Here is a 26,055-nt window from a genome sequence, read left to right on the forward strand (position 1 = left end):
TCCGGGTGAACGTGGCCGGAAGGACCGCCTCCCGGTGCGTGACCTGCTCGGGTGGATGCCCGGCGGCGAAGCGTGACGAGTCCGCCCGCTGGGAAACCCCGCCTGGTGGATTGGGCGGCCCCGCCGCGCGCGGTAGCTTGCGGATGGGTGAACTTAGGCTGCCCTCTGTTGCACATATGCGCATTTGACTATATGTTTGGCCCGACGGTGAACCGGGAACGGAGGCGGCATGGGGCACGGACACGGCCACGGCCACGCGATCGCGCCGGCGAGCGCGTCGGGGCGCCACGTGCGCGGCCTGGCGATCGCGCTGGGCATCGGGGCCGGGTTCATGGTGCTCGAGTTCGTCGTGGCCGTGACGACCGGCTCGCTGGCCCTGCTCTCGGACGCGGCGCACATGTTCACCGACGTCCTCGGGGTCGGCATGGCGCTGACCGCGATCATCCTGGCGCGCCGCAGCGGGCCGACGGTCAGCCGAACCTTCGGGCTCTACCGCGCGGAGGTGCTGGCGGCGCTCGCGAACGCGCTGCTGCTGTTCGGCGTCGCGGGGTACGTCCTCATCGAAGCGATCGGCCGCGTCAGCGCCCCGCCCTCCGTTCCCGGGCTCCCGGTCGTGCTGGCCGCCGCGGCGGGCCTGGTGGCCAATCTCGTGTCGTTCGCGGTGCTGCGCGCGGGAGCCAAGGAGAGCCTCAACGTCCGCGGCGCGTACCTCGAGGTACTGGCCGACCTGATCGGCTCGGTCGGCGTCCTGGTCAGCGGCGCGGTCACGCTGCTGACCGGCTGGCGCTACGCCGACCCGATCATCGGTGTGGCGATCGGGCTGTTCGTGCTGCCCCGCACCTGGACGCTGGCCCGCCGGGCGCTGCGCATCCTGTTCCAGCACGCGCCCCAGGGCGTCGACGTCGGCGCGATCAACGCGGAGCTGTCGGCCCTGCCGGGCGTGGCGGACGTGCACGACCTGCACGTCTGGACGCTGACGTCGGGCATGGAGGTCGCGTCGGCGCACCTGACGCTGGCGCCGCCGGCGAAGCAGTCGGACGTGCTGACCGACGCGCAGAACCTGCTGTCTTCGCGGTACGCGATCGACCACGCGACCCTGCAGGTGGAGGCGCCGCAGTGTGCGCGACGCTGCCAGGAACTCAGCTGGTAGTCAGGCCGGCAGCGGCTGGGCACCCCGGCCCGACAGCATCAGCTTCATCTGGTCCATTTCCGCGCCCTGCGACGCGAGAATGCTGTTCACCAGCGCCTTCAACGCGGGCAACGTCGAATGCGCCGCCGCGTACTGGGCCATCGACGTGCCGCCCTGGTGGTGGCGCAACATCAGCTGCAGGAAGAAGACGTCGAAATCGCGGCCCGACAGCGAGCGCAGCTTCTTCAGGTCCGCGTCCGTGGCCATGCCCGGCATCAGCGGGCCGCCGGCCGGGTTGACCGAAGCCGGGGCCATCGACATGCCGGGCATGTCACCGTGGCCGGTCATCGGTTCGGTCATCCACTGCATCGGGGCGCCGACCGGCTGCTCGGGCCGGTCCCAGAGCATGAGCCAGCCCTTCATGCGGCCGACCTGCTCCAGCTGCGTGCGCTCGATGTCGAACGACAGCTGCTTGATCTCCGGGTCGGTCGTGCGGTCGCGGGCGATGCCCGCCATCGTCACCGCCTGGAGGTGGTGCGTCGACATGTCCTGGGCGAAGCCGACCTCGACCGAACCGGCCGCCGGAGTGGCGGCCGGCTCGTCGTCGATGGCCCGGGTGAGGAACATCCCCGCCGTCGCGCCGATCAGCAGGACCGCCAGCAGCGTCCCGCCGATGATCACCCAGCGGGACCAGGCCGGCTGCTCGGTGGCCTCATCGGTGCCGAGGTCGGCTTCGGTGGTCACTTCTTCGTCGGTGTGGGGGAGGCGGGGGCGGAGGGCGCCGGAGCCGACGACGCCGGCATGCCGTTCTCACCCTGCGCGGACGTGCTGCCCTTGTAGTCCATCGGCTTCGCGTCCGGGCCCGGCTTCGCCGGGTTGAACGGCGGCGGGTTGTCCGGGTCGAACTGGCCCGGGACCGCGTCGCAGGACGCGCCGACCTCGGGGTAGACGCCGTTCGGGTTGCTCCGCAGCGCCGCGATGAACTCGTCGATCCGCGGGTCGTTGGCGTCGTCCAGCTTCAGCTGGTGGCCCCACGACTGCAGCGAGATCGGCTTGTCCAGGCCCGGGTAGGGCGACATCATCGTGTACGGCTTGCCCTTGGCGCGGACGCTCAGCAGGTTGAGCGCGTCGCCGGTGACCTGCTGCGGGTTGTAGGCGATCCAGACGGCGCCGTGCTCGAGCGCGTGCACCATGTTCTCGGTGCGGACGGCGGTCGGGTACACGGTGCCGGTGCAGGTGGCCCACGTCTGGTCGTGCGGGCCGCCGAACGGCGGGGTCTTGTCGTAGGCGACGCGCTCGGTCGGGAGCACGTGGACGCTGCCCGTGTAGGTCGCGGTCACCACGCCGGGGATGCGCTTCGAGGGGTCGGGGTCCTGCGCGCTCGGTGCGAACGACGCGGCGGCGGCCTCGCGGTCCTTCTGCTCACGCTTCGGCGCGGACTGCACCATGTAGTAGATGATCACCGAGGCGGCCAGCGCCACGACGGCGACGACGGCGATGATCGTGCCCCAGGGCGTGCCCTTCTTGCTCACCACGGAACCGCGGGCCGCCTTCACCGCCGACCCCTTTTTCCGAGTTGTCCCGTTCGCCATGGCTTCCGCGTTCTCCCTCTGGTGGCTGCGGACGGATTCCCGCCCGGGCCAGTCTAGGGGCCACCCGTCTGATCACCGTTAACACCTCACCGACCAACCCACCGTGACGTGGCCGAGACCGATGCAAGCGCCGGACCAGGGCACACCTAGAATTCGGCAAGTGACTCCCGCCGCTCTCGCCGACCTGGTCCGCAGCTCCGCCGTGCAGGTGCTCGCCGCACGCGGCATCGACGACGCCGTGCTGCCGGAGCAGGTGACCATCGAACGCCCGCGCAACCCCGACCACGGCGACTACGCGACGAACCTCGCCCTCCAGGTGGCCAAGAAGGCCGGCCTCAAGCCGCGTGACTTCGCCGACGCGCTCGCCGCGGCGGTCTCGGCGGACGAGGGCGTCGCCTCGGCCGAGGTCGCGGGGCCCGGTTTCCTCAACTTCCGGCTCGCCGCGGCCGCGCAGGGCGACATCGTGCGCCAGGTGCTCGCCGCCGGCGCCGCGTACGGCCGCGGGGACGCGCTGGCCGGTACCCGGATCAACCTCGAGTTCGTCTCGGCGAACCCGACCGGCCCGATCCACCTCGGCGGCACCCGCTGGGCCGCGGTCGGCGACGCGCTGGGCCGCGTGCTGGCCGCGCAGGGCGGCGACGTCACCCGCGAGTACTACTTCAACGACGCCGGCGCCCAGATCGACCGGTTCGTCCGCTCGCTGATCGCCGCCGCCAAGGGTGAGCCCGCGCCGGAGGACGGCTACGCGGGTGGCTACATCAACGACATCGCCGCCAACGTCCTCAAGCAGGAGCCCAGCGCCCTGACGCTGCCCGAGGCCGAGCGGCACGAGACGTTCCGCCGGATCGGCATCAACCTCATGTTCGGCGAGATCAAGCAGAGCCTGCACGAGTTCGGCACCGACTTCGACGTCTACTTCCACGAGAACTCGCTGCACGAGTCCGGCGCGGTCGACGCCGCCGTCCAGCAGCTGAAGGACTCCGGGAACCTGTACTTCAACGAGGGCGCCTGGTGGCTGAAGTCGTCCGAGTACGGCGACGACAAGGACCGGGTCGTCATCAAGCAGGACGGCAACCCGGCCTACATCGCCGGTGACCTGGCCTACTTCAAGGACAAGCGCAACCGCGGCTTCGACCTGTGCATCTACATGCTCGGCGCGGACCACCACGGCTACATCGCCCGGCTCAAGGCCGCGGCGGCCGCGTTCGGCGACGACCCGGCCACGGTCGAGGTGCTCATCGGGCAGATGGTCAACCTGGTCAGCGACGGCAAGCCGGTCCGGATGTCCAAGCGCGCCGGCACCGTGATCACCATGGAGGACCTCGTCGAGGCCGTCGGCGTCGACCCGGCCCGCTACGAGCTGATCCGCTACTCCGTCGACTCCACTTTGGACGTCGATCTCGACCTGTTGCGCAAGCACTCCAACGACAACCCCGTCTACTACGTCCAGTACGCCCACGCGCGGCTGGCGTCCCTGCAGCGCAACGCGGCCGACCTCGGCATCAAGGCCGTGTCCACCTCGGACGCCGGCAGTATCCAATTCGGACTGTTGACGCTGCCCGCCGAGGGCGACCTGATCCGCACCATCGGCGAGTTCCCGGAAACCGTGCGCCGCGCCGCCGAAATGCGGGAGCCGCACCGGATCGCGCGCTACCTCGAAGAACTCGCGGGCGCCTACCACAAGTTCTACACCGTGGGCCGCGTGCTGCCCATGGGCGACGAAGAGGCGACCCCTCTGACGCACGCCCGGCTCGCGCTGTGCGAGGCCGCCCGCCAGGTGCTGGCGAACGGCCTCGCCCTCCTCGGTGTCTCCGCTCCGGAACGGATGTAAGAAATGGCGCACCCCGCGGGCCCCAGGCACGCCGACGTCTACCCCCACGCCGACACCTCCGGGCTCCAGCCGTCCGGGGTCGAAGAGCTCGACAAGCTGCCCGCGAAGGTGTGGCCGCGCAACACCTTCCGCGCCGCCGACGGCGTCGTCCGGATCGCCGGTGTCGACGTCCGCGAACTGGCCGAGCAGCACGGCACGCCGCTGTTCGTCGTCGACGAAGCCGACTTCAAGTCGCGCTGCGCCGACTACGCCGAGGCGTTCGACGACCCGTCGCTCGTGCACTACGCGTCCAAGGCGTTCCTCTCCATCGAGGTCGCCCGCTGGGTGGCCGAGCAGGGGCTGAGCCTGGACGTCTGCAGCGGCGGCGAGCTGGCCGTGGCCCAGCGCGCGAACTTCCCGGCCGAGCGGATCACCTTCCACGGCAACAACAAGTCGCCCGCGGAGCTGGAAGCCGCGGTCGTCGCCGGTGTCGGCACGGTCGTGCTCGACTCCTACTTCGAGATCGCCCGCCTCGCCGACATCGCCGCCCGCCACGACGTCGTGCAGCCGGTGCTGATCCGGGTCACCGTCGGCGTCGAGGCGCACACCCACGAGTTCATCGCGACCGCGCACGAAGACCAGAAGTTCGGCTTCTCGCTGGCGTCGGGCGACGCCGCCGAGGCCGTGCGCCGGGTGCTCAACGCGCGCTCGCTCAAGCTCGTCGGCCTGCACAGCCACATCGGCTCGCAGATCTTCGATGCCGACGGCTTCGAGGTCGCCGCCCGCCGGGTCGTCGGGCTGCTCGCCGACCTGGCCAAGGAGCACGGCCCCGAGCTGCTCGACCAGCTGAGCCTCGTCGACCTCGGCGGTGGCTTCGGCATCGCCTACACCGAGAAGGACAACCCGCCGCCGCCCGCGCAGATGATCACGCAGATCCGCGAGATCGTCCGCAAGGAGTGCGCGTACGCGGGCCTGCCGGTGCCGCGGATCGCCGGCGAGCCGGGCCGCGCGATCGCCGGACCCGGCACGATCACCTTGTACGAGGTCGGCACCATCAAGGACGTCTCGCTCGGCGACGAGTCGGCGCGCCGGTACGTCAGCGTCGACGGCGGGATGAGCGACAACATCCGCACCGCGCTCTACGACGCCGTGTACGACGTCCGGGTCGTTTCCCGCTCCGCGGGCGACAACGAGCAGCCGGTGCAGGCCGTGCTGTCCCGGGTCGTGGGAAAACACTGTGAGTCCGGCGACATCGTCGTACGAGACTGCTGGCTGCCCGACACGCTGGCTCCCGGCGACCTGCTGGCGGTCGCGGCGACCGGCGCGTACTGCTACTCGATGGCGAGCACGTACAACCGGATGCCCCGCCCGGCCGTGGTCGCCGTGCGCAACGGCAGCTCACGGCTGCTGCTGCGGCGGGAGACGACCGACGACATGCTGCGCCTGGAGGTCTGAACACAGTGGCTGCCCCTGAGGAACGCCCGGCCATCCGCGTCGCCCTGCTCGGCTGCGGGACCGTCGGCGGCCAGGTCGCCCGGCTGCTCACCGAGCAGGCCGACGAGCTGGCCGCGCGGGCGGGCGCGCCGGTCGAGCTGGCCGGCATCGCCGTCCGCCGCCCGGACAAGCACCCGGAGCTGCCGCCGGAGCTGCTGACCGCCGACGCCGAAAAGCTCGTGACCAGCGACGACGTCGACGTCGTCGTCGAGCTGGTCGGCGGGATCGAGCCGGTGCGCGGCTGGCTGCTCGCCGCGCTGAAGGCCGGGAAGTCGGTCGTCACGGCGAACAAGGCGCTGCTGGCCGAGCACTCCGCGGACCTGTTCGAGGCGGCCGACGCCGCGGGCGCCGACCTGTACTTCGAGGCCGCGGTGGCCGGGGCGATCCCGCTGCTGCGCCCGCTGCGCGAGTCGCTGGCCGGTGACCGGATCACCCGCGTGATGGGCATCGTCAACGGCACCACGAACTACATCCTGTCCGCGATGGACTCCACCGGCGCCGGCTACGCCGAGACGCTCGACGAGGCCAGCCGGCTCGGGTACGCCGAGGCCGACCCGACCGCCGACGTCGACGGCTACGACGCCGCGTCGAAGGCCGCGATCCTCGCGTCGCTGGCCTTCCACACCCGCGTGACGGCGTCCGACGTGCACCGCGAGGGCATCGCCGACGTCACCGCCGCCGACCTGGCGGCGGCCCGGATGCTCGGCCGCACGGTGAAGCTGCTGGCCATCTGCGAGCGGGTCACCGACGACGACGGCGTCGAGTCCGTGTCCGCCCGCGTGCACCCGGTGATGATCCCGCGCCGCCACCAGCTGGCCGGCGTCGGCGGCGCGTTCAACGCCGTCTACGTCGAGGCCGACGCCGCCGGCGAGCTGATGTTCTACGGCCAGGGCGCGGGCGGCGCGCCGACGGCGAGCGCGGTGCTCGGCGACCTGGTCGCGGTGGCCCGCAACCGGGTAGTCGGCGGCCGCGGCCCGCGCGAATCCGCGCACGCGGCCCTGCCGGTCCGGCCGATGGGCCAGACGCCGACCCGGTACCACGTGAGCCTGTCCGTGGCCGACCGCGCCGGGGTGCTCGCCCAGGTGGCGCAGGCGTTCGCCGACCACGGTGTCAGCATCGCCGCGGTGCGCCAGAGCGACGTCGGCGACCGCGCGAGCCTGGTCGTGGTGACGCACCAGGCGCCCGACGCGGCGCTGCAGTCCACTGTGGACCAGATCGGCCGGCTCGACGTCGTCCACGAAGTTGTCAGTGTGATGCGGGTGGAAGGCGAAGACCAGTGAGCGACGCTTGCGAGCGAACCATGGGCATCATGCGCCAACAGGAATCGACCACTGTCTCGCGAAGCGAGGCGATCGCATGATCAGGCACCCCTGGCCCGGGCTCATCGAGGCGTACCGGGACCGCGTCCCGGTGCCGGACGGCGCACGGGTCGTCACGCTCGGGGAAGGCAACACGCCGCTGCTGCCCGCCCACCACCTGTCCGAGCTGACCGGCTGTGAGGTGTACCTCAAGGTCGAGGGCGCGAACCCGACCGGCTCGTTCAAGGACCGCGGGATGACCGTGGCCATCACGCACGCGCTGGCCAGCGGCCTGAAGGCGGTGATCTGCGCGTCGACCGGCAACACGTCCGCCTCGGCCGCCGCCTACGCCGCCCGCGCCGGCCTCACCTGCGCGGTCCTGGTGCCCCAGGGCAAGATCGCCATGGGCAAGCTCGCCCAGGCGGTGCTGCACGGCGCTCGCATCCTGCAGGTCGACGGCAACTTCGACGACTGCCTCGAGCTGGCCCGCAAGACCGCGGCCGACTACCCGGTGACGCTGGTCAACTCGGTCAACCCGGTCCGCATCGCCGGCCAGAAGACCGCCGCGTTCGAAATCTGCGACGTGCTCGGCACGGCCCCGGACATCCACTGCCTGCCGGTCGGCAACGCCGGCAACATCACCGCCTACTGGGCGGGGTATTCGGAGTACGCGGCCGACGGTGTGGTGAAGAACACGCCGCGGATGTTCGGCTTCCAGGCGGCCGGCGCGGCACCGCTCGTGCACGGCGAACCGGTGCGCGACCCGGACACGATCGCGACGGCGATCCGGATCGGCAGCCCGGCGTCGTGGACCGCCGCGGTGAAGGCGAAGGACGAGTCGGACGGGCTCTTCGAGGCCGTCACCGACGAGAAGATCCTCGAGGCCTACCGGCTGCTGGCCGGCCGTGAAGGCGTCTTCGTCGAGCCGGCGTCGGCCACCAGCGTGGCGGGCCTGCTGGCCACGGCGGCGGACGGCCGGCTGCCGCGCGGGTCGCGGGTCGTCTGCACGGTCACCGGGCACGGCCTGAAGGACCCGCAGACGGCCCTGGCGGGCAACGTCGAGGTCGAACCCCTCGCCGTCGACCCCTCGGCCGTCGCGGCGGCGCTGGACCTTCGGTGACTGTGCCCGACGCCGCCTCCGCGGGAAAAAGTACGTCGGCGGTGGGTTTCCGGATCACCGTCCCGGCGTCGACGGCGAACCTCGGTCCCGGGTTCGACGCCTTCGGCATGGCGCTGAGCCTGTACGACACCGTCGAGGTGCGGGTCACCGGCACCGGGCTCAAGGTCGAGGTCATCGACGCCGGCGCGGGCGGGGTCGAGGACGTCCCCACCGACGAAACCCACCTGGTGGTGCGGGCCATCCGGAAGACCTGCGCGCACCTGGGTGTCGAGCCGCCCGGCCTGCACCTGCGCTGCTTCAACGCGATCCCGCACGCGCGCGGCCTGGGCTCGTCCGCGGCCGCGGTGGTGTCGGGCGTCGCCGCCGGGTACGCGCTGGCCGGCCGCGAGCTCGACCAGCACGGCGCCCTGCAGCTGGCCGCCGGTTTCGAGGGCCACGCCGACAACGCGGCCGCCAGCCTGCTCGGCGGGTTCGTCCTGGCCTGGTGTGCAGGGGGCGAGTTCCACGCCGAACGGCTGACGCCGCACCCGTCGATCCAGCCGGTCGTGGCCGTGCCCTCGGTGCGCTCGGCCACCGCGACCACCCGCGGCCTGCTGCCGGCGACCGTGCCGCACGTCGACGCCGCGCACAGCGCCGGCCGCGCCGCGCTCGCCGTCCACGCCCTGACCGCGAAGCCGGAGCTGCTGCTCCCGGCCACCGAGGACCGGCTCCACCAGCACTACCGGGCCCCGGCGTACCCGGCCAGCGGCGAGCTGGTGGCGACGCTGCGTGCACAGGGAGTGGCGGCCGCGGTCTCCGGCGCCGGTCCCACGGTGCTCGCGCTGACCACCACGGGAATACTGCCGCCAGGGGTCGACGTTGGAGGCTTCGACGTCCTCGAGCTGCCCGTGGATCTCACGGGTGTGCAGGTTGCGGCTCAGTAAAGGCTGGGTCACGTGCCTGCCGCCACGCCCGCCACGCGGGGGGTGGTTGTTGCACCCGGCACCGCCGCGGTCTACCCTCGGGGGCGTTCGATCACCGTGCGTTTCCGCACCCGATGCCGGTCCCGGGGAATCCCCGGATCCGCATCCTTCGTCGATCCGCCGAATCCGCACCGCCTGGCACGCGGGGTAACGCGGAGGGACGCAGGCGGGTTTCCGGTCTCGGCGGTGCCGAATTCCGTGTCCTCCGAATGGAGGATGCAAACCCCTGTGGTGGAGGCGCTCCAGCTGTGTTCCGCACGGCCGAAGAGCTCATCTCCCGTATCGGGGGGCAGATACGCCGGTTCGCGATCAGAAGCGAGCGGCAGTCCGCTGATCCGCCTGGAGGCGTGGATCGGTCAGGAAGGACATGTGTGAGCAACACCGATCTTTTGAGCGACGTGGGTAGCGACACGGCCGGATCGAACGGCACGGCCCCCGCTCCCAAGCGGGCGGTCGGCGGGCTGACCGGTAAGACCGTCGCCGAACTGCGTTCGCTGGCTGGGGAGCTCGGCGTCGGCGAGACGACGGGCATGCGCAAGGGCGACCTGATCGCCGCGATCCGCGAGCGCCAGGGCAAGTCCCGCAAGCCGCGCGCGGCGGCCGAGACGCTGCCGCTCGAGGGCGTCGGCGAGCCGCCGAAGGCCGCCAAGGCCGAAGCGAAGACCGAAGCCCCCGCGCCTGCCGAGACCAGGCCGGAGCCGAAGGCCGAGGCGCCCGCCGCCGCGCCGTCGGACACCCAGCCGCAGGCCGAGCGCCCGCAGCAGGACCGGCAGGACGGCCCCCAGGGCCAGGACGGCCAGCCCGAGGAGGGCGGCCGCAGCCGGCGTCGCCGCGGGTCCAACCGCGCCGCCGGGGCGCCCGACGGCCAGCAGGGCGGTGACCGTCAGCAGGGTGACCGTCAGCAGGGCGACCGCCAGCAGGGCGACCGTCAGCAGGGTCAGGGCGGCGACCGCCAGCAGGGCGACCGCAACCGCGACCAGCAGCGCCAGGGCGGCGGCAACCGTGGTGACAACCGCGGGGACAACCGTGGTGACAACCGGGACGGCAACCGCCAGGACAGCGGCCGCGACGGCAACCGCCAGCGCAACAACCAGCAGGACGGCAACCGCGGCCAGGACAACCGCGACAACCGCGCCCAGCCGGACGACGACGAGGAAGGCGGCCGTCGTGGCCGTCGCTTCCGCGACCGCCGTCGCCGGGGCAGCGGCGGAGGCCGGGCCGAAGGCGGTTCGCCGGACACCGAGATCCGCGAGGACGACGTCCTGCTGCCCGTCGCGGGCATCCTGGACGTGCTGGACAACTACGCGTTCGTCCGCACCTCCGGCTACCTCGCCGGCCCAAACGACGTCTACGTCTCGCTGTCGCTGGTCCGCAAGTACGGCCTGCGCCGCGGTGACGCCATCACCGGTGTCGTGCGCCAGCCGCGCGACGGCGAGCAGCAGCGGCAGAAGTTCAACCCGCTGGTGCGCGTCGACTCGATCAACGGCCTGGAGCCGGACGAGGCCAAGCGGCGCCCCGACTTCACCAAGCTGACCCCGCTGTACCCGAACGAGCGGCTGCGCCTCGAGACCGAGTCGCACAAGCTCACCACCCGCGTGATCGACCTGATCATGCCGGTCGGCAAGGGGCAGCGCGCCCTGATCGTGTCGCCGCCGAAGGCCGGTAAGACCACGATCATGCAGGACATCGCCAACGCGATCTCCACGAACAACCCCGAGTGCCACCTGATGGTCGTCCTGGTCGACGAGCGTCCGGAAGAGGTCACCGACATGCAGCGCTCGGTGAAGGGCGAGGTCATCGCCTCGACCTTCGACCGGCCGCCGTCCGACCACACCTCGGTCGCGGAGCTGTCGATCGAGCGGGCCAAGCGCCTGGTCGAGATGGGCCACGACGTCGTCGTGCTGCTCGACTCGATCACCCGCCTCGGCCGCGCGTACAACCTGGCGGCCCCGGCGTCCGGCCGGATCCTGTCCGGTGGTGTCGACTCGACGGCGCTGTACCCGCCGAAGCGGTTCCTGGGTGCGGCCCGCAACATCGAGAACGGCGGCTCGCTGACCATCTTCGCCACGGCGATGGTCGAGACCGGCTCGACGATGGACACGGTCATCTTCGAGGAGTTCAAGGGCACCGGCAACGCGGAGCTCAAGCTCGACCGGAAGATCGCCGAGCGCCGCGTGTTCCCGGCGGTCGACGTCAACCCGTCCGGCACCCGCAAGGACGAGCTGCTGCTCTCGCCGGACGAGCTCGCGGTCACCGTGAAGCTGAGCCGGGTGCTGCACGCGCTCGACTCGCAGCAGGCCATCGACCTGCTGATCTCGCGGCTGCGCAAGACCAAGACCAACGTCGAGTTCCTCATGCAGGTCTCGAAGACCGCCCTCGGCGGCGGCGAAGACGACTGAGTCCTGGCTGTGGCAGGGGCCTCCCCGGGTGTCCGGGGAGGCCCCTTCCACGTCGGGAATAGCTGGTCAGCGGGGTGCGTTCCAGTACTCGTCAGCGCGTCTGGCAGAATTACCCGCTGAAGTCCGGCGCCGGTTCACCCCGTGGGAACGACTGGGGACCCGGAGCCAACGAGAGAGGACACCATGAAGAGCGGCATTCACCCCGAGTACGTGGTCACCGAAGTGAACTGCGACTGCGGGAACAGCTTCACCACGCACAGCACGAAGACCAGCGGCAGCATCCACGTCGAGATCTGCTCGAACTGCCACCCGTTCTACACGGGCAAGCAGAAGATCATGGACACCGGTGGCCGGGTCGCGCGCTTCGAGGCTCGCTACGGCAAGCGGCAGAAGAAGGAAGCCGACGCCAAGTAGCTTTTTTCACGGCGCCCACCCGGACTTCCGGGTGGGCGCCGTTTCTTGTCGTTGGTTTCCGGGCTGAGAGGTGGCTGAGGTGGATTCGAGCTCGCTCAAGGGGCTGCTCGCCGAACACGCGGAGCTGGAGCAGCAGCTGGCGGACCCCGCGGTGCACGCCGACCAGGCACGCGCCCGCAAGCTCGGCCGCCGCTACGCCGAGCTGACGCCGGTGGTGAAGGCCTTCCGCGAACTCGACACCGCCCGCGATGACCTCTCGGCCGCGCGGGAGATGGCCGGGGAGGACGCGGAGTTCGCCGCCGAGGCCGAGGAGCTGGCGGCGAAGGTCCCCGAGCTGGAGTCGAAGCTCACCGAGCTGCTGCTCCCGCGCGACCCGTACGACGGCTCCGACGTCGTGATGGAGATCAAGTCCGGTGAGGGTGGCGAGGAGTCGGCCCTGTTCGCCGGCGACCTCCTGCGCATGTACCTGCGCTACGCCGAGCGCCACGGCTGGAAGGCGGAGGTCCTCGACTCGGTGGACTCCGACCTGGGCGGCTTCAAGGACGTCACGCTGTCGATCAAGACGAAGGCGGCCGACGTCGACGGGGTGTGGTCCCGCCTGAAGTTCGAGGGCGGCGTCCACCGCGTCCAGCGCGTGCCGGCGACCGAGTCGCAGGGCCGCATCCACACGTCGGCGTCCGGGGTGCTCATCTACCCCGAGCCGGAGGAGGTCGAGGTCGAGATCGACCCGAACGACCTGCGCATCGACGTGTTCCGGTCCTCGGGCCCGGGCGGCCAGAGCGTCAACACGACGGACTCGGCGGTCCGGATCACCCACCTGCCGACGGGCATCGTGGTCTCCTGCCAGAACGAGAAGTCCCAGATCCAGAACCGCGCCCGCGCCCTGCAGGTGCTGCAGGCCCGCCTCCAGGCGATCGCGGAGGAGGAGGCGGCGGCGAAGGCGTCGGACGCCCGCAAGTCCCAGGTCCGCACGGTCGACCGCTCGGAGCGGATCCGGACGTACAACTTCCCGGAGAACCGCATTTCCGACCACCGGGTGAACTACAAGGCGTACAACCTCGACCAGGTCCTGGACGGCGACCTCGACGGCGTGCTGGACGCCCTGGCGACGGCGGACCGGGAAGAGCGTCTGGCGTCCCAGTCGGGCTGACCGCGAGCCGCCCCCCGCGGCGGCTCGCGGCGGAGTCAGCCGCAGGCCACGGGCCCTGCGGAGGCGCGGAACTGGTTCACCGAGCCGCTGCCCAGCGACAGGGTGCCGGACACGTAGATGCACAGGCCGTCGGTGTGGGTCACCACGACCCCGCCCGCGTAGGTGGAGTACGTGCCCGAGTCGGTCACCGGCGTGGTCATCCGTTCGGTGCGGATGCTGACCGACATGGGGTGCGACCCGGAAACGTTGTCGTAGACCTTGGCGCAGTTGGTGCCGCCGTTCGCGCTGGAGTACCAGAGGCGGAGGACGCCGGCCTGTTCCCCGATCGAGTTGCTCAGCGGCTTCGGCAACCCGTAGTCGTGGATTTCGGTACCCGGACAGGTCGCGACCGGCGCGGCAACGGCTTGCGTGGCGGGCACCACGGCGAGTGCGGCGGCCACCACCCCGGCGACGACGGCGAACCGCTTGATGAACGACTGCATTGCTGCCTCCCTGGGGGCGCGCTCCCGGGCGGGCCCCGGGAACACGCTGCCACCACGCCCGAGAGCCGGCTCCGGTTTACCCGGGCGGAGGGCGGGTCAGCTTCGGCCGCTGAGCACCGCCACCCACTTCTGTTCGACCTCGGCTGCCGGGGCGTTGGGCCGCCAGCCGGGATCGAACATCGACATGAGCTCCCGGGAGTCGGTCAGGGAGATGCTGGCGGCCTCGCGGAGCACCCGCAGGAAGTTGAACGGCGTGCAGCTGAAGGAGCCGGCTCCCCGCAGGAAGCCGAGGAGGTCGAACAGGCTCCGCCGGCCCTCGATCATCCGCCGCGCTTCGGCGACGACTGCTTCCACCTCAGCTTGCCTGTGCCGGCTGGCCCGGGACCAGCCAACACAGGCAGAACGGGTGCCCCGCCGGGTCGGCGTACACCTGGAAGTCGTCCCCCGTCGTGTTCCCGGCCGCCGGTTTCAGCACCCGCGCGCCGAGCGCCATGACGTGCTCGTGCGCTTCGGGGAAGTCCTCGACCCACAGGTCGAGGTGGATCTGCTGCTTGGTCGGGCCGTCGGGCCACTCCGGCGGCACGTGGTCGGGGGCCAGTTGCACGCCGATCCGCGGTGCGCCGTCCACCAGCACCATGTGCCAGTCACCGTCGTCGTCGACCTCGCCGCCGAGGACGCCCGCCCAGAAGCGGCTTTCGGCCGCGAGGTCGGCCGCGTCGAACGTGACGACCTGGTACCTGATCCGCATCAGCCGGACCAGAAACCCGTGATGAAGCGCAGGTAGATCATTCCGCAGACCAGCGCGTTCGCGTACAGGACCACGTGCACCGCGCCGCGCAGCTTCGGGCGGCGCTCGCCGAACAGGACCAGGGCCACGTACATCACCAGGCACGGCAGCAGGTAGCGGTGCACCGACACGACGTTGCTGTTCATCGTCAGCATCACGATCGACGCGAAGCCGAACAGCGCCAGCGGCACACCCTTCGCGCGCAGCGCCACCAGGACGTACACCGACGACACGAACAGCAGCGTCAGGCCGATCATCGGCAGCACGTGGCTCATCAGCGTCCACGCGTCCATGCGGGTGTCCCCGAGCAGGGCGTGGCCGGTGATCTTGGCTTCGTTCCACAGCGTCTCGAAGATGTTCGGGTTGAACTTGTGGTACGCCCAGGCCTTCACGCCCTTGAGCGCGTTGAAGCTGCCGAAGAAGTCGCCGGTCTGGATCTTCATCGCGACCATCACGGCGGCGAGACCGGCGAACGCGGCCGGGAACCACAGCAGGTTCCACGACAGCAGGCCGCGCAGCTTCCAGTCCTTCGACCGCCAGAACTCCAGGAAGCACAGGCCGACGAACACCGCCGCCGTGATGCGGGACGCCGTCAGGGGGATGAGCGTCAGTCCCATCCAGAGCCACTGGCGGCGCAGCGCGAACAGGTAGGCCCAGAAGCCCAGCGCGCAGAACACCGCTTCGCTGTAGAACGAGTGCAGGAAGAACGCGGCCGGCGCGGTGAGGAAGGCGGCGACGACCAGCCAGGGGGCCCGCTCGCCGTCGAAGAAGTGCCGGGCGATCTTCAGCAGCGCCACCGCGGCCAGCCAGGTGGCCACCACGTTGACCAGGAAGCCGGCCACGAGCAGGCCGAGCGTGCCGAAGCTGATCGTCTGCACCAGCCAGACCAGGATCGGGAACACCGGGTAGAACGCCCGCGTCGGGGCGTAGTCGCCGGTGTAGGCGTGCATGGCGATCTGGCCGTAGTTGCCGGCGTCCCAGCGGTAGGTGTGCGCGAGCAGGCTCATCGTCGAACCGATGCCGGTCTTCGGGATGCCCTCGTCGACCGGGCTGGACGGCGCGAAGAGGTACGCCACCGCGACCAGCACCACGTTCCAGGCCACGACCACGGCCAAGACGCGGGCGTAGTCGCTGTGCAGCCACGCCCAGCGGCCGGCGCGGGACTCCTCCGGGCGCTCCGGCTCGACCCGGTCGGCGGCCCGGGACGGGACGGCCGTGCTAGTCATGCGTAACCTCCGGGACCGGCCCCTGCACCTTCGCGGGCCGCTGCCGGAAGACGACCTTGTTGTAGAGCACGTAGTTCCAGACCAGGCCGACCGCGATCCCGGCGAACTTCGGGACCAGCACGTGCACCCCGGGGAACGCGCTGGTGACCGCGAAGATGATCGCCGCCTGCACCACCCACAGCCCGAACGCGGTGACGGCGAAGAACAGCAGCGCCTGGCGGCGGACGTCGCCGTCCTTGGCGCGGAACGTGAAGTTCCGGTTCAGCGTGAAGCTGAGCAGCATGCCCGTGGACGTCGAGATGAAGTTCGCCACGAACAGCGGGACGCCCAGCGTCACCAGCAACGCGTAACCGAGGGCGTCGACGAGCGTGTTCGCCACACCGACCAGCCCGAAGCGCAGCTGGGTCGCCGAGATCAGCTTCACCGGGTGCCTCTTCCCGCTTCGGCGCCCTCCCGGGCCTCGGCCGGCACCCCGGTGCGCACCGAGGCGACGCCGTACAGCGGCCGGTTCTGCACCTGGGAGTACGTGCGGCCGATGTAGCTGCCGAGCACGCCGAGCATGATGATCTGGATCCCGCCGAGGAAGAACATCGCGATCCCGAGGAACGCCCACCCGGGCACCGCGGTCTCCGGGGCGAACAGCTTGACGCCGCCGACGTACAGGATCCCGACGAAGCTCAGGAACGAGATCAGGTACCCCATGCGCGTGATCATCCGCAGCGGCGTCACCGAGAAGCCGAGGATGCCGTCGGCGGCGAAGCGCAGCATCTTGCGCAGGGGGTAGCCGGTGACGCCGGCGTGCCGCTTGTCGCGGTCGAACAGCACGGCCGTCTGCTTGAAGCCGATGTAGCTGACCAGCCCGCGCAGGAAGCGGTCGCGCTCGCGGTACTTGCGCAGCTCGTCGACCACCTTGCGGTCGATCAGCCGGAAGTCGCCGGTGTTCTTGGGGATGTCGACCGCGGCCATCTTCCGCAGGAACCAGTAGAACCCGCCGGCGGTGAGCTTCTTGAACGCCGAGTCCTGCCGCGAGCGCCGCTGCGCGTAGACGACGTCGAAGCCCTCTTCCCACTTCTCGATCAGCTCCAGCGCGACCCGCGGCGGGTCCTGCATGTCGCTGTCCATGATGATCACCGCGTCCGCGTCGACCAGGTCGAGCCCGGCGGTGACCGCCATCTGGTGGCCGAAGTTGCGGGACAGCTCGACCACCGTGACCCGCTCGTCGCGGGCGCTGAGCTCGGTGAGCCTGGCCAGCGAGCCGTCCCGGCTGCCGTCGTCGACGTAGAGGAAGCTGAAGTCGTACTTGCCGGCCAGGGGGGTGGTCACCTCGTCCACCGTCCGGTGCAGCAGGTCGATGTTCTCTTCCTCGTTGTAGATCGGGAAGATGAACGCCACCCGGCGGGTGATCGGCTCTGTGGGCACTGCGGGGCTCCCCGGAGTTTCGGTGCGGAACGGGTCGGGCGGCGCCGTCGAGCAGGCGGATCCCCGATCCGGTGACCTGCATCCTAGAAGATCGGGCCGCTCACGGTCCCGGCACCCGGCCGGGCGGGTAGTTGTCGCCCGCGGACCGGGGGTGCCTCGATACGCTGGACGGCGTGGGACCGGCGCGTGTCCTCACGGGGCAGTTCCGCCTGGTGTGCCAGGCTTGACGAGGTGAAGGACGACGAGTGAACCGGCAGCCGCTGCGCTTGGCCATCATCGAGGCCACCCACATCCTCGAGCGCGCGGGCGTCGCCTCGCCGCGGTTCGACGCCGAGGTGATCGCCGCGCACGTGCTCGGGGTCGAACGCGGCAGGCTGCCGATGGTGCCGCTGGTCGACCCGCCGGTCATCGAGGCCATCGGCCAGCTCGTCCAGCAGCGCGCGAAGCGCATCCCGCTGCAGTACCTGACCGGCTGGGCCGCGCTGGGGGACATCACGGTCGCGGTCGGCGCCGGGGTGTTCGTCCCGCGGCCGGAGACCGAACTGCTGCTCGAATGGGGGGTCAAGTTCCTCCAGGGCCGGGAGTTCCCGGTGGTGGTGGACCTGTGCACGGGCTCCGGCGCGCTGGCGCTGGCGGTGGCCCACGCCCGCCCGGACGCGGTGGTCTACGCGGTGGACATCGACCCGCAGGCACTGGCCTGGGCCCGCCACAACGCCGACGTGCACGCCGACGCCGGCAACACCCCGATCCGGCTGTATTCGGGCGACATCGGCGACCCGACGATGTTCGCCGAGCTCGACGGCCTGGTCGACCTGGTGCTGTGCAACCCGCCGTACGTCCCGGAGGGCACGCCGGTGCCCCCGGAGGTCGCGGAGCACGACCCGCCCCGCGCGGTGTTCGCGGAGGAGAGCGGCCTGGCGGTGATCCGCCACGCGATCGCGGCGGGCGCCCGCCTGCTGCGCCCGGGCGGCGGCCTGGCGATCGAACACGACGACACGCACGGTTCGGCGGTCCCGGCACTGGTCCGGGCCCGGCGGGTGCTGACCGGCGTCGAGGACCACGCGGACCTGACCGGCCGGGCCCGGTTCGTCACCGCCCGCCGGCTGGGCTGAGCGTCTCTGCTGCTCTTTTCGTCGAGTTCACGGGCTTTGTTCATGCCGAGGTGAGCAATGTCCGGCTCGAGTTCCTGGCCGGCGAGGTCGATGACCCGGATCTCGCCGCGGACCTGCGGGACTTCGTGGCCGGGAATCACGGGTTCAGCTCGCTGAGCACCTAACCCGAAAAGCATCATGGCTCGGCGAAACGTCGCCGAGCTGGTGGAGATGGTCGAGCAGGCCGAAGCCGCGCCGGACGCGGACTGAGCGGCCCACTGACACCGAGGGGGAAACGTGTCGGGAGATTTCATCGTCAATCCGCCGGGGAAGGCCGACCTGGACTTCCTCGACTGGATGCCGAGCCGCGGGCTGCTGCGCCGGGTCCTCGAGTTCGTCGCCGACGAGGTCGAAGACCCCGCGCTGGCCGGCGACCTGCGGGAGTTCGTCGCCGGGGGCTACGCGTTCTTCTCGCTGGCCAGCTACTCCAAGGCGCAGGCGGCCGAGATCATGATGGTGATCCGGGAGTCGCTGCCGGGCGCGGTCGAGGAGTGGTTCCCGGGGGACGAGGGGGCTCGGCGGAACGTCGCCGAGCTCGTGGAGATGGTCGAGGAGGCCGAAGCCGCGCCTGACGCGGACTGAGCAGCCCCCGTTTTCCACGCTACCGGGGAGCACCGACAGTTCGCGGTGGTCCGGTGGGGCTGTGGACGAGTTGTCCACAGCCCCACCGGACCGACCGTCAGAAGCCGAACGCCGTGCAGCTCGCCGTCGCCGTCTTGGACGGGTCGCTCACCGACGTCGCCGTCAGCTTCACCCTTGCCGCTAGATCCGCGCCTTGGGTGCGCTTCGCGTACGCCGGGACCTTCGCGAACCCGCCGAACTTCGCCGTCGCCAGCTCGTTCGGGAGGCGGACCTCCCAGCCGCGGGCGTCCGTCGACACGCTCAGCCGGTACGTGTCCGTGTCGTACGGGGCATTCGCGCCGCGGGCCGAGCCCGTGTTCAGCAAGCCGAACTCGCAGGTCGCGAGGCCGCCGTGGGCGATCGCGGGGAGGGCCGGGGTCAGCGCCGCCCCGCGGGCCTGGCTGCCCGAGCCGTCCAGCGAGGCCACCGTCACCGTGTACGACAGGACGCCGTGGCGGTCGCGGGCCACGTCGGTGATCAGGAACCGCAGGCGGTTCGCCGTGTCGGTGTATTCGTACGGGGCCGCCGCTTCGGTGCCCGCCTTGAACAGGGCATCGTTGAGCTGCCGGTAGTCACCGATGGTGATCTTCACCGGCGTTCCGTCCGGCTTCGTGTAGTCGGTGATGCCGATGTCGGCCGGGTTGGCGTCGATCACCCAGTCGAACGGGGCGTTGTCCTTGTTCTTCGTCTTCGTGATCAGCACGCCCGAATCCGGAGCGAAGGAGTCCGAGCCCATTCGGTCGACGACCTCGACGGTGTAGTTGTCGTAGCCGCCGCCGTCGCAGAACGGGTCCTTCGACCGGTCGCACTTCGGCGCCTTGTCGCCGCCGGTGAGCTTGATGTTCAGGCCGGTGAACGCGCCGGGCTGCGCCTCGGTCTCGCGGGCCGTCAGCCGCGCCGACACCGGACCCGTCGAAGCGAGCGCGTCGCGGTCGAGCTGCAGGACGTCGGCGGGGTCGACGATGCCGAGCTTCAGCTTGTTGCGGAGCTGGTGCTGGGCGCCCATCGAGCTGCCCTGCGTCGCCGGGATCTGCCACCGGGTGTGCGGGCCGCCGGGCCCGTTGAACGTCCCGCGCGACAGCATGTCCCACGGCCCGCTGTAGGAGCGCGACGGCGGGGTCCCGAACGGGTTGTTGTAGTTGTCGCCGATGCCCAGGATGTGGCTGAACTCGTGGGCGTAGGTCGACTGACCGGAGCTCTCGGCCTGCACCGAGCTGCCGTCCTGGGCGTTGGGCCAGATGCTGGCGGCCGACGCCCACGACGTCCACGGCACGTACCGCGTCGCCGCGTAGTTGGGCAGGTCGTGGTTCGGCGGGCCGAAGCTGTCGGGCACGTTCTCCTTCGTCCCGAACTTCATCTCGCCGAACTCCTGCCAGGTCGAGCTCTCGTCCTGGCCGGCGGAGAGGTAGAAGACGAAGTCGAACTGCTTCGCGGTGTCGCCGACGTCGGCGCGCCAGGCGTCCCCGGCGTCCTTGCGGAGGTCGCGGCTGCAGTCCGCCCCGGGCGGGCAGGCGCCGGGCTGGAACTCCATGCCGTACTCGTAGGACTTCCCGGGCATCCGGTACGGCCCGAAGGCGGTCAGCTGCACGCCGAACCGGCCGCCGGAGTCCTCCATCCAGTACTCGTTGATCGTGTGGCCGTTGTTGAGGGCCTCGGGCTTGTTGAGGAAGTCCTGGTAGTACTGCGCGACGTTCGCCCGCGGGATGTCGGCGGCGGTCGGCGCGGGGTTGCCGAACACGGTAGAGCGCGCCGGCTTCGTGACGACGAAGTCCTGGTCCGGGTAGTCGGCGAGGACGATGGCGCCCTTGAAGGTGCGCTGGGTCGGCTTGAGGTTCGGATCGGCCCAGTTCGTGCCGGGGACCTTGCGGTAGTCGGACCAGGTCATGTGGTCCTGGTTCTCCCAGTGCGCGGCGTCGATCGGGGCGGGCCAGCCACGGGTGAGCGGCTCCGCGGCGGCGGTACCGGCACCGAGCCCGGACAGCACGGCGACGGCGGCGAGCAGGGCGAGCGCTTTCGGGGTTCTGCGGCGCATCTGCGGCTCCTTCACTGGGAACCCACGGGGGTGGTGGTTCCCGAAGATCGACCGTATTGAGCCACGGTGTCGCGGTTCGTCCTCGCGGCGAGGTTTACCCGCTTGCCCCACGACGAAAGTCTGGCGGCTCGATCACGCTCGATCAGGCCCGGGCGGGCGGGGGAGCGTTGTGGACAACTCCGGCCGCGCGCGCCGGGAGCGCCGGAAACTGTCGGTGGTGGCCGGTAGCGTGGAAGACGGGGGGCGCCCCCGAGGCCGCCGCACGGCGAGACGGCCCGCCCCTCGCCTCACCCCCGTCCGCGCGCTCCCCGCCCCACACCCCAGGGCGGTGTGACGCGGCGAACCTCCCCGGCGGCCCCCGGACTACCCTTGGCCCCCATGAGCGTGGTCTACGACTGCAGCAAGCGGGAGACCAGGGCCGATGGGCTCGCCGCCGCGGCCGGGGCGGTCCGGTCGAGCCGGCTGGTCGTCCTGCCGACCGACACCGTCTACGGGATCGGTGCCGACGCCTTCGACGCCGGTGCCGTGCAGGCGCTGCTGCGCGCCAAGAACCGCGGGCCGGACATGCCCGTCGGCGTGCTCGTCGGCTCCTGGTCCACTGTGGACGGCCTGGTGCTCGGCGTGCCGCCGCAGGCGCGGGCGCTCATCGAAGCCTTCTGGCCCGGGGACCTCTCCATCGTCCTGCCGCACGCGCCGAGCCTGCAGTGGAACCTCGGCGAAGCCCGCGGCACCGTCATGCTCCGGATGCCGCTGCACCCCGTGGCCCTCGAACTGCTGCGGGACGTCGGGCCGATGGCCGTCTCGAGCGCGAACGTCTCCGGGCGCTCGCCGGCCAGCACGGCGCAGGAGGCGCAGGAACAGCTCGGCGACTCGGTCGCGGTCTACCTCGACGGCGGCTCGAGCGGCGCGCTCGTCGCGTCGAGCATCGTGGACCTCACCGGCGCCGAGCCGGTCGTGCTGCGCGAGGGCGCCGTGGGCAAGGAGGCCATCGCGGAGGTGCTCGGTGTGCCCGCGGAATCCTTGGCCTGAAGCCGGATCACGGCAGAAACCGCGACACGATAGCGTGTCGCGGGTGACCCCGACCCCGCGAGCGTGACGTCCCCGTGCCGCCCACATCCGGTCTGCTCCCCATCCGGGAATACATCCTCGTCGCGCTGACCGCGACGGCCGTGACCTACCTGCTCACCGGCGTCGTGCGCCGGGTCGCGATCCGCGTCGGCGCGATCGCCAACCCGCGCGCCCGCGACGTGCACGTCGCCCCGATCCCGCGGATGGGCGGGGTCGGCATCTACCTCGGCGTCGCCGGCGCGATGGGCCTGGCCCACCAGCTGCCCGCGCTGTCGCACGGCTTCGACGCCTCCTTCGACTCGGTCGGCGTGCTGCTGGCCGCCGGCGTCATCTCCCTCATCGGCGCGCTCGACGACCGGTTCGAACTCGACGCCTGGACGAAGCTGGCCGGCCAGGTCATGTGCGCCGGGATCCTCGTCATCTTCGGTGTGCAGTGGGTGTCGTTCTGGGTGCCGTGGGGCGGCACCGGCGGTTCGTTCGGCTCGGTGCTGGTGCTCGACAAGAACCAGGGCGCGCTGCTCACCGTCGTCATGGTCGTGGTGATGGTCAACGCGATGAACTTCGTCGACGGCCTCGACGGGCTCGCCGGCGGCCTCGGCTTCATCGCCGCCGCCGCCACGTGCGCGTTCTCGCTCGGCCTGCTCGACAGCTCCGGCGGCGACGTCGGCACGTACCCGCCCGCGCTGATCGCGGCCACCCTCGCGGGCGCCTGTCTGGGGTTCCTGCCGTACAACTTCCAGCCCGCGAAGATCTTCATGGGCGACTCCGGCTCGATGATGATCGGCCTGATGCTCGCGGGCGCGACGACGTCGGCCTCCGGGCGCGTGCCGTACACGCAGTTCAGCGCCAAGGACGCGATCGCGCTGCTCTCGCCGCTGGTGGTGGTGGCGGCCGTGCTGTTCGTGCCGATGCTGGACCTGATCATGGCGGTCGTCCGCCGCACCCGCCGCGGGGAAAGCCCGTTCGCCGCCGACAAGATGCACCTCCACCACCGGCTGCTGGAGATCGGCCACTCCCAGCGCCGCGCGGTCATGCTGATCTACCTGTGGGCCGGCATCCTGGCCTTCGGCGCGGTGTCGGTGACGCTGTTCGACGACGCCGCGGCGCTGTGGATCATCGGGATCGGCCTGGTCGTCGCGGCGGTGGTTTCGATCGTCCCGCGGCTGCGCTCGCGCAACCAGCCGGGCACCTGACCCGCGGGGGTCTCTACACTCGGGGGTCAACCGAGCAGGGAGCCAGGTGTGAGCGAAGCCGAAACGCACGAGCAGGAGAACCCGCACGCCGAGGTGGTGCTGCGGGCGGCCCGCGCGATGACGAAGGCCTCGCTGCTGGTGACCCCGCCCGCGGTGATCGTCTGCATCGCCCTGTTCAGCATCCTCAACGGCCTGCCCGGCTTCCTGGGCTCGCTCGTCGGCGGGGTGCTCGCGATGCTGGCGTCGCTGTCCACTTTGGGCATGATGAAGTTCAGCGCGGGCCAGGACCCGATGTTCGTCATGGTCATCGCGCTCGGCGGGTACGTCGTGAAGGTCGTGCTGCTCTTCGGCGCGCTGACGCTGCTGAAGGGCGTCACCGCGCTGCACCCGATGTCGCTCGGCATCACGATGATCGTGGCCATCCTGCTCGCCGCCGCGGCCGAGTTCGCCGCCTTCCGCAAGACCAAGATCCCGACGATCATCCCGTCCTGACGCGGTCGGTTTCGCTACTCTTCGTGCACCCGCCTGCGGCCGCTTGAGTGTGACCGGGACCACAAAAGTGCGCTTCCGTGCGCTGCTGCGCACGGTGACCGGGACCCGCCGCCTGCGGCGATCCGGAGCCGGTCCCGGCCGGCACCGGACCTGGGTCCCGGGCCGACCCGGGACCTAAGTCCTGGGCTGATCGGTGGGTTAGGAGTACGGCTGTCCGGCAGTGATTGACCTGCTGGTATGGTCCGCGTCAAGGGTGGCGGCCTCGGCCGCGCGCTTCCCGAGACGAACCGCGATCAGCAGTGTGGCGACCGTGTAGTTCCGCCGTCCGGCCGCTGGTCCGAAGTAGACCGCAGGGCAGTGTTCACGCGAGACAACCCCGTGTGCAGAACGTGAAGGCGTGTTCTGCGAACTGTGGGGTAGCCGCCTCCGACGTCCCGATACGTATCGGGTACGTTAAGTCCAGATCGTGACGATTCCCCCGGCGGAGTGAACGCCGGCCGGGAGAACCGGAAGGAGCCCAGTGGGCGCGCTGGTATTGGCCGAGGGTGCGACGTTCGCGCCGCCCGGCGCCGAAAGCTTCGAGTTGCCGGCGTTGTTCGGCGGAGTCACCAAGCCGATGCTGCTCGTCGTGCTTTCGGTCGTCATCATCGCGGCGTACTTCCTGCTGGCGACCCGCAAGCTGCAGGTCGTGCCGGGCAAGGGGCAGTTCATCGCGGAGTCGATCTACGACTTCAGCCGCAACAACATCGCGCGCGAACAGATCGGTTCGAAGGACTTCAAGCCGTTCGTACCGCTCGTTTTCGCGCTGTTCACCTTCGTACTGGTGAACAACCTCTACGGGATCATCCCGCTCCTGCAGTTCCCGACCATGGCGCGCTTCGGCTTCCCGGTCGCCCTGTCGGTCCTCGTCGTCTACCCGGTGTACCACTTCGTCGGGTTCAAGCGGCACGGTTTCAAGGGGTACTTCAAGAAGGAACTCGCGCCGCCGGGCGTGCCGGGCCCGGTGCTGCCGCTCTTCGCGCTCATCGAGTTCGCGGAGAAGTTCTTCCTCAACCCGCTCACGCTCGCCATCCGTGTGTTCGCCGCCATGTTCGCGGGTCACCTGATCCTGGCGGTGTTCACCCTCGGCGGCACCTTCCTGCTGACCGAGACCTCGGGCTGGGCGCTGAAGCCGGTTTCCCTGGTGGCGTGGATCTTCGCCATCGGGATGACGTTCCTCGAGGCCTTCATCCAGGTGCTGCAGGCCTACATCTTCGCCCTGCTGTCGGCCGGGTACATCGGCGCCGCGCTGGCGTCGGAGCACTGAGAACACAAGCCCCCGATCCACGCGAGCGCGTGGACCGAAGTGAAGGGAAATGCACGTGAGCAACATCGTTCTGGCCCAGGCCGCGGAGCAGGCCGTCAACATCAACCCCGGCCTCGCCGCCATCGGTTACGGCCTGGGCGCGATCGGCCCGGGCATCGGTGTGGGCCTGATCTTCGCCGCCGTCATCAACGGCACCGCCCGCCAGCCGGAGGCGCAGGGCAAGCTGCAGGGCATCGGCTTCTCGACCTTCGTCCTGACCGAGGTGCTCGCCCTGATCGGCATCGTCATCTACTTCATCGCCTCCGCAGGCTGAGTTCCGCTCATCTCGCTTAAGGAGACGCCGTGCTGAACAGTGCTTTGGTCCTCGCCGCAGAGGGTAAGGCGCACAACCCGATCATTCCGGACATCTCGGAACTGATCCTCGGCATCGTCGCCTTCTTGATCCTGCTGTTCATCCTCAAGAAGTACGTCGTCCCTCGCTTCGAGGCCGCGTACGAAGAGCGTGCGCAGAAGATCGAGGGAGGCATCGAGAAGGCCGAGCGGGCCCAGGCCGAGGCCGAAGAGGCGCTGGCCAAGTACAAGGCCCAGCTGCATGAGGCCCGGACCGAAGCCGCGAAGATCCGCGACGACGCCCGGCTCGAAGCCGAGCAGATCAAGGCGGAGCTGCGGGCCGAGGCGGAAGCCGAGTCCCAGCGCATCGTCGCCCAGGGCCAGGCCCAGCTGCAGGCCCAGAAGGCGCAGATCATCGCGGAGCTGCGGGCCGACATGGGCCGCAACGCCGTCGAGCTGGCCAGCCGCATCGTCGGCGAGTCGCTCGAGGACGAGGCGCGCCGCCGCGGCACCGTCGACCGGTTCCTGGCGGAGCTGGAGACCGCCGGTGCCTCCAACGGAGCGGGGAAGTAGACCAACG

Annotated in this window: 26 protein-coding genes; 17 read left to right on the forward strand and 9 right to left on the reverse strand. The window is 70.6% G+C overall.

Annotated features, from left to right (window positions below):
- Window positions 1–229: 229 nt before the first annotated feature.
- Complete coding sequence (locus ACLJOU_RS15360) at window positions 230–1,150, forward strand: cation diffusion facilitator family transporter (protein WP_410567797.1); 921 nt, start codon at window positions 230–232, stop codon at window positions 1,148–1,150.
- Here the strand turns inward: ACLJOU_RS15360 and ACLJOU_RS15365 are convergent, their stop codons facing one another.
- Together ACLJOU_RS15365 and ACLJOU_RS15370 are read right to left on the reverse strand one after the other, a co-directional pair.
- Window positions 1,151–1,873, reverse strand: a complete 723-nt coding sequence (locus ACLJOU_RS15365) for a DUF305 domain-containing protein (RefSeq protein WP_410567799.1) — start codon at window positions 1,871–1,873, stop codon at window positions 1,151–1,153.
- Window positions 1,870–2,685: a DUF3105 domain-containing protein gene (locus ACLJOU_RS15370; protein ID WP_410567801.1), complete on the reverse strand. Its 816-nt coding sequence runs from the start codon at window positions 2,683–2,685 to the stop codon at window positions 1,870–1,872. Before ACLJOU_RS15370 ends, ACLJOU_RS15365 begins: the two co-directional genes overlap by 4 nt.
- Window positions 2,686–2,881: 196 nt before the next feature.
- Here ACLJOU_RS15370 and argS point away from each other — a divergent pair, with 196 nt between their 5' ends.
- The 8 genes from argS to prfA all read left to right on the forward strand — a co-directional run bounded on the left by argS (window position 2,882) and on the right by prfA (window position 13,368).
- Window positions 2,882–4,552, forward strand: a complete 1,671-nt coding sequence (argS, locus tag ACLJOU_RS15375; RefSeq protein ID WP_410567803.1) for an arginine--tRNA ligase — start codon at window positions 2,882–2,884, stop codon at window positions 4,550–4,552.
- A 3-nt stretch (window positions 4,553–4,555) separates the two neighbouring features.
- Complete coding sequence (lysA, locus tag ACLJOU_RS15380; RefSeq protein ID WP_410567805.1) at window positions 4,556–5,986, forward strand: diaminopimelate decarboxylase; 1,431 nt, start codon at window positions 4,556–4,558, stop codon at window positions 5,984–5,986.
- A 5-nt stretch (window positions 5,987–5,991) separates the two neighbouring features.
- The gene (locus ACLJOU_RS15385) at window positions 5,992–7,305 is read left to right on the forward strand and encodes a homoserine dehydrogenase (protein WP_410567807.1); all 1,314 of its coding nucleotides are present in this window, start codon (window positions 5,992–5,994) and stop codon (window positions 7,303–7,305) included.
- A 76-nt stretch (window positions 7,306–7,381) separates the two neighbouring features.
- Window positions 7,382–8,443 carry a threonine synthase gene (gene thrC, locus ACLJOU_RS15390; RefSeq protein ID WP_410567809.1) on the forward strand — a complete coding sequence of 354 codons (1,062 nt, stop codon included), beginning with the start codon at window positions 7,382–7,384 and terminating at the stop codon, window positions 8,441–8,443.
- A gap of 41 nt (window positions 8,444–8,484) precedes the next feature.
- Window positions 8,485–9,366: a homoserine kinase gene (thrB, locus tag ACLJOU_RS15395; protein ID WP_410568340.1), complete on the forward strand. Its 882-nt coding sequence runs from the start codon at window positions 8,485–8,487 to the stop codon at window positions 9,364–9,366.
- Window positions 9,367–9,776: 410 nt separating this feature from the next.
- Window positions 9,777–11,804 (forward strand): transcription termination factor Rho, encoded by a 2,028-nt coding sequence (gene rho, locus ACLJOU_RS15400; RefSeq protein WP_410567811.1) that lies wholly within the window; start codon window positions 9,777–9,779, stop codon window positions 11,802–11,804.
- Window positions 11,805–11,987: 183 nt separating this feature from the next.
- Complete coding sequence (gene rpmE / locus ACLJOU_RS15405; protein ID WP_410567813.1) at window positions 11,988–12,218, forward strand: 50S ribosomal protein L31; 231 nt, start codon at window positions 11,988–11,990, stop codon at window positions 12,216–12,218.
- A gap of 79 nt (window positions 12,219–12,297) precedes the next feature.
- On the forward strand, window positions 12,298–13,368 hold the full coding sequence (prfA, locus tag ACLJOU_RS15410; protein WP_410567815.1) for a peptide chain release factor 1: 1,071 nt from the start codon (window positions 12,298–12,300) through the stop codon (window positions 13,366–13,368).
- A 35-nt stretch (window positions 13,369–13,403) separates the two neighbouring features.
- On the opposite strand, the gene ACLJOU_RS15415 is transcribed toward prfA, so the two are convergent.
- From ACLJOU_RS15415 to ACLJOU_RS15440, 6 genes are all read right to left on the reverse strand, one after another.
- Window positions 13,404–13,850, reverse strand: coding sequence for a hypothetical protein (locus ACLJOU_RS15415; protein ID WP_410567817.1), 447 nt, complete (start codon window positions 13,848–13,850; stop codon window positions 13,404–13,406).
- 96 nt (window positions 13,851–13,946) lie between these two features.
- The gene (locus ACLJOU_RS15420; protein WP_410567819.1) at window positions 13,947–14,204 is read right to left on the reverse strand and encodes a hypothetical protein; all 258 of its coding nucleotides are present in this window, start codon (window positions 14,202–14,204) and stop codon (window positions 13,947–13,949) included.
- A gap of 1 nt (window position 14,205) precedes the next feature.
- Window positions 14,206–14,598, reverse strand: coding sequence for a VOC family protein (locus tag ACLJOU_RS15425; protein ID WP_410567821.1), 393 nt, complete (start codon window positions 14,596–14,598; stop codon window positions 14,206–14,208).
- Window positions 14,598–15,863, reverse strand: a complete 1,266-nt coding sequence (locus ACLJOU_RS15430) for a mannosyltransferase family protein (protein WP_410567823.1) — start codon at window positions 15,861–15,863, stop codon at window positions 14,598–14,600. Before ACLJOU_RS15430 ends, ACLJOU_RS15425 begins: the two co-directional genes overlap by 1 nt.
- The gene (locus tag ACLJOU_RS15435) at window positions 15,856–16,287 is read right to left on the reverse strand and encodes a GtrA family protein (protein ID WP_410567825.1); all 432 of its coding nucleotides are present in this window, start codon (window positions 16,285–16,287) and stop codon (window positions 15,856–15,858) included. Before ACLJOU_RS15435 ends, ACLJOU_RS15430 begins: the two co-directional genes overlap by 8 nt.
- Window positions 16,284–17,282: a glycosyltransferase family 2 protein gene (locus ACLJOU_RS15440; protein ID WP_410567827.1), complete on the reverse strand. Its 999-nt coding sequence runs from the start codon at window positions 17,280–17,282 to the stop codon at window positions 16,284–16,286. Before ACLJOU_RS15440 ends, ACLJOU_RS15435 begins: the two co-directional genes overlap by 4 nt.
- Window positions 17,283–17,527: 245 nt before the next feature.
- On the opposite strand from ACLJOU_RS15440, the gene prmC reads away from it, so the two are divergent.
- Window positions 17,528–18,394: a peptide chain release factor N(5)-glutamine methyltransferase gene (gene prmC, locus ACLJOU_RS15445; protein ID WP_410567829.1), complete on the forward strand. Its 867-nt coding sequence runs from the start codon at window positions 17,528–17,530 to the stop codon at window positions 18,392–18,394.
- 276 nt (window positions 18,395–18,670) lie between these two features.
- Window positions 18,671–19,015: a hypothetical protein gene (locus ACLJOU_RS15450; RefSeq protein WP_410567831.1), complete on the forward strand. Its 345-nt coding sequence runs from the start codon at window positions 18,671–18,673 to the stop codon at window positions 19,013–19,015.
- A 97-nt stretch (window positions 19,016–19,112) separates the two neighbouring features.
- On the opposite strand, the gene ACLJOU_RS15455 is transcribed toward ACLJOU_RS15450, so the two are convergent.
- Complete coding sequence (locus tag ACLJOU_RS15455; protein ID WP_410567833.1) at window positions 19,113–21,086, reverse strand: M6 family metalloprotease domain-containing protein; 1,974 nt, start codon at window positions 21,084–21,086, stop codon at window positions 19,113–19,115.
- 378 nt (window positions 21,087–21,464) lie between these two features.
- Between ACLJOU_RS15455 and ACLJOU_RS15460 the strand changes: the two genes are divergently transcribed.
- From ACLJOU_RS15460 to ACLJOU_RS15485, 6 genes are all read left to right on the forward strand, one after another.
- Window positions 21,465–22,115: an L-threonylcarbamoyladenylate synthase gene (locus ACLJOU_RS15460; protein ID WP_410567835.1), complete on the forward strand. Its 651-nt coding sequence runs from the start codon at window positions 21,465–21,467 to the stop codon at window positions 22,113–22,115.
- A gap of 74 nt (window positions 22,116–22,189) precedes the next feature.
- The gene (locus ACLJOU_RS15465; RefSeq protein WP_410567837.1) at window positions 22,190–23,347 is read left to right on the forward strand and encodes a glycosyltransferase family 4 protein; all 1,158 of its coding nucleotides are present in this window, start codon (window positions 22,190–22,192) and stop codon (window positions 23,345–23,347) included.
- A gap of 48 nt (window positions 23,348–23,395) precedes the next feature.
- Complete coding sequence (locus ACLJOU_RS15470; RefSeq protein ID WP_410567839.1) at window positions 23,396–23,839, forward strand: hypothetical protein; 444 nt, start codon at window positions 23,396–23,398, stop codon at window positions 23,837–23,839.
- 520 nt (window positions 23,840–24,359) lie between these two features.
- Entirely contained in the window at window positions 24,360–25,145 is a 786-nt protein-coding gene (atpB, locus tag ACLJOU_RS15475) for a F0F1 ATP synthase subunit A (RefSeq protein ID WP_410567841.1), read from the forward strand.
- A 55-nt stretch (window positions 25,146–25,200) separates the two neighbouring features.
- Entirely contained in the window at window positions 25,201–25,458 is a 258-nt protein-coding gene (locus tag ACLJOU_RS15480) for an ATP F0F1 synthase subunit C (protein WP_043777226.1), read from the forward strand.
- Between the two features lie 29 nt (window positions 25,459–25,487).
- Window positions 25,488–26,048 (forward strand): F0F1 ATP synthase subunit B, encoded by a 561-nt coding sequence (locus tag ACLJOU_RS15485; RefSeq protein ID WP_410567843.1) that lies wholly within the window; start codon window positions 25,488–25,490, stop codon window positions 26,046–26,048.
- Window positions 26,049–26,055: the final 7 nt, after the last annotated feature.

This window comes from Amycolatopsis sp. cmx-4-61, assembly GCF_046548775.1.
GTDB lineage: Bacteria > Actinomycetota > Actinomycetes > Mycobacteriales > Pseudonocardiaceae > Amycolatopsis.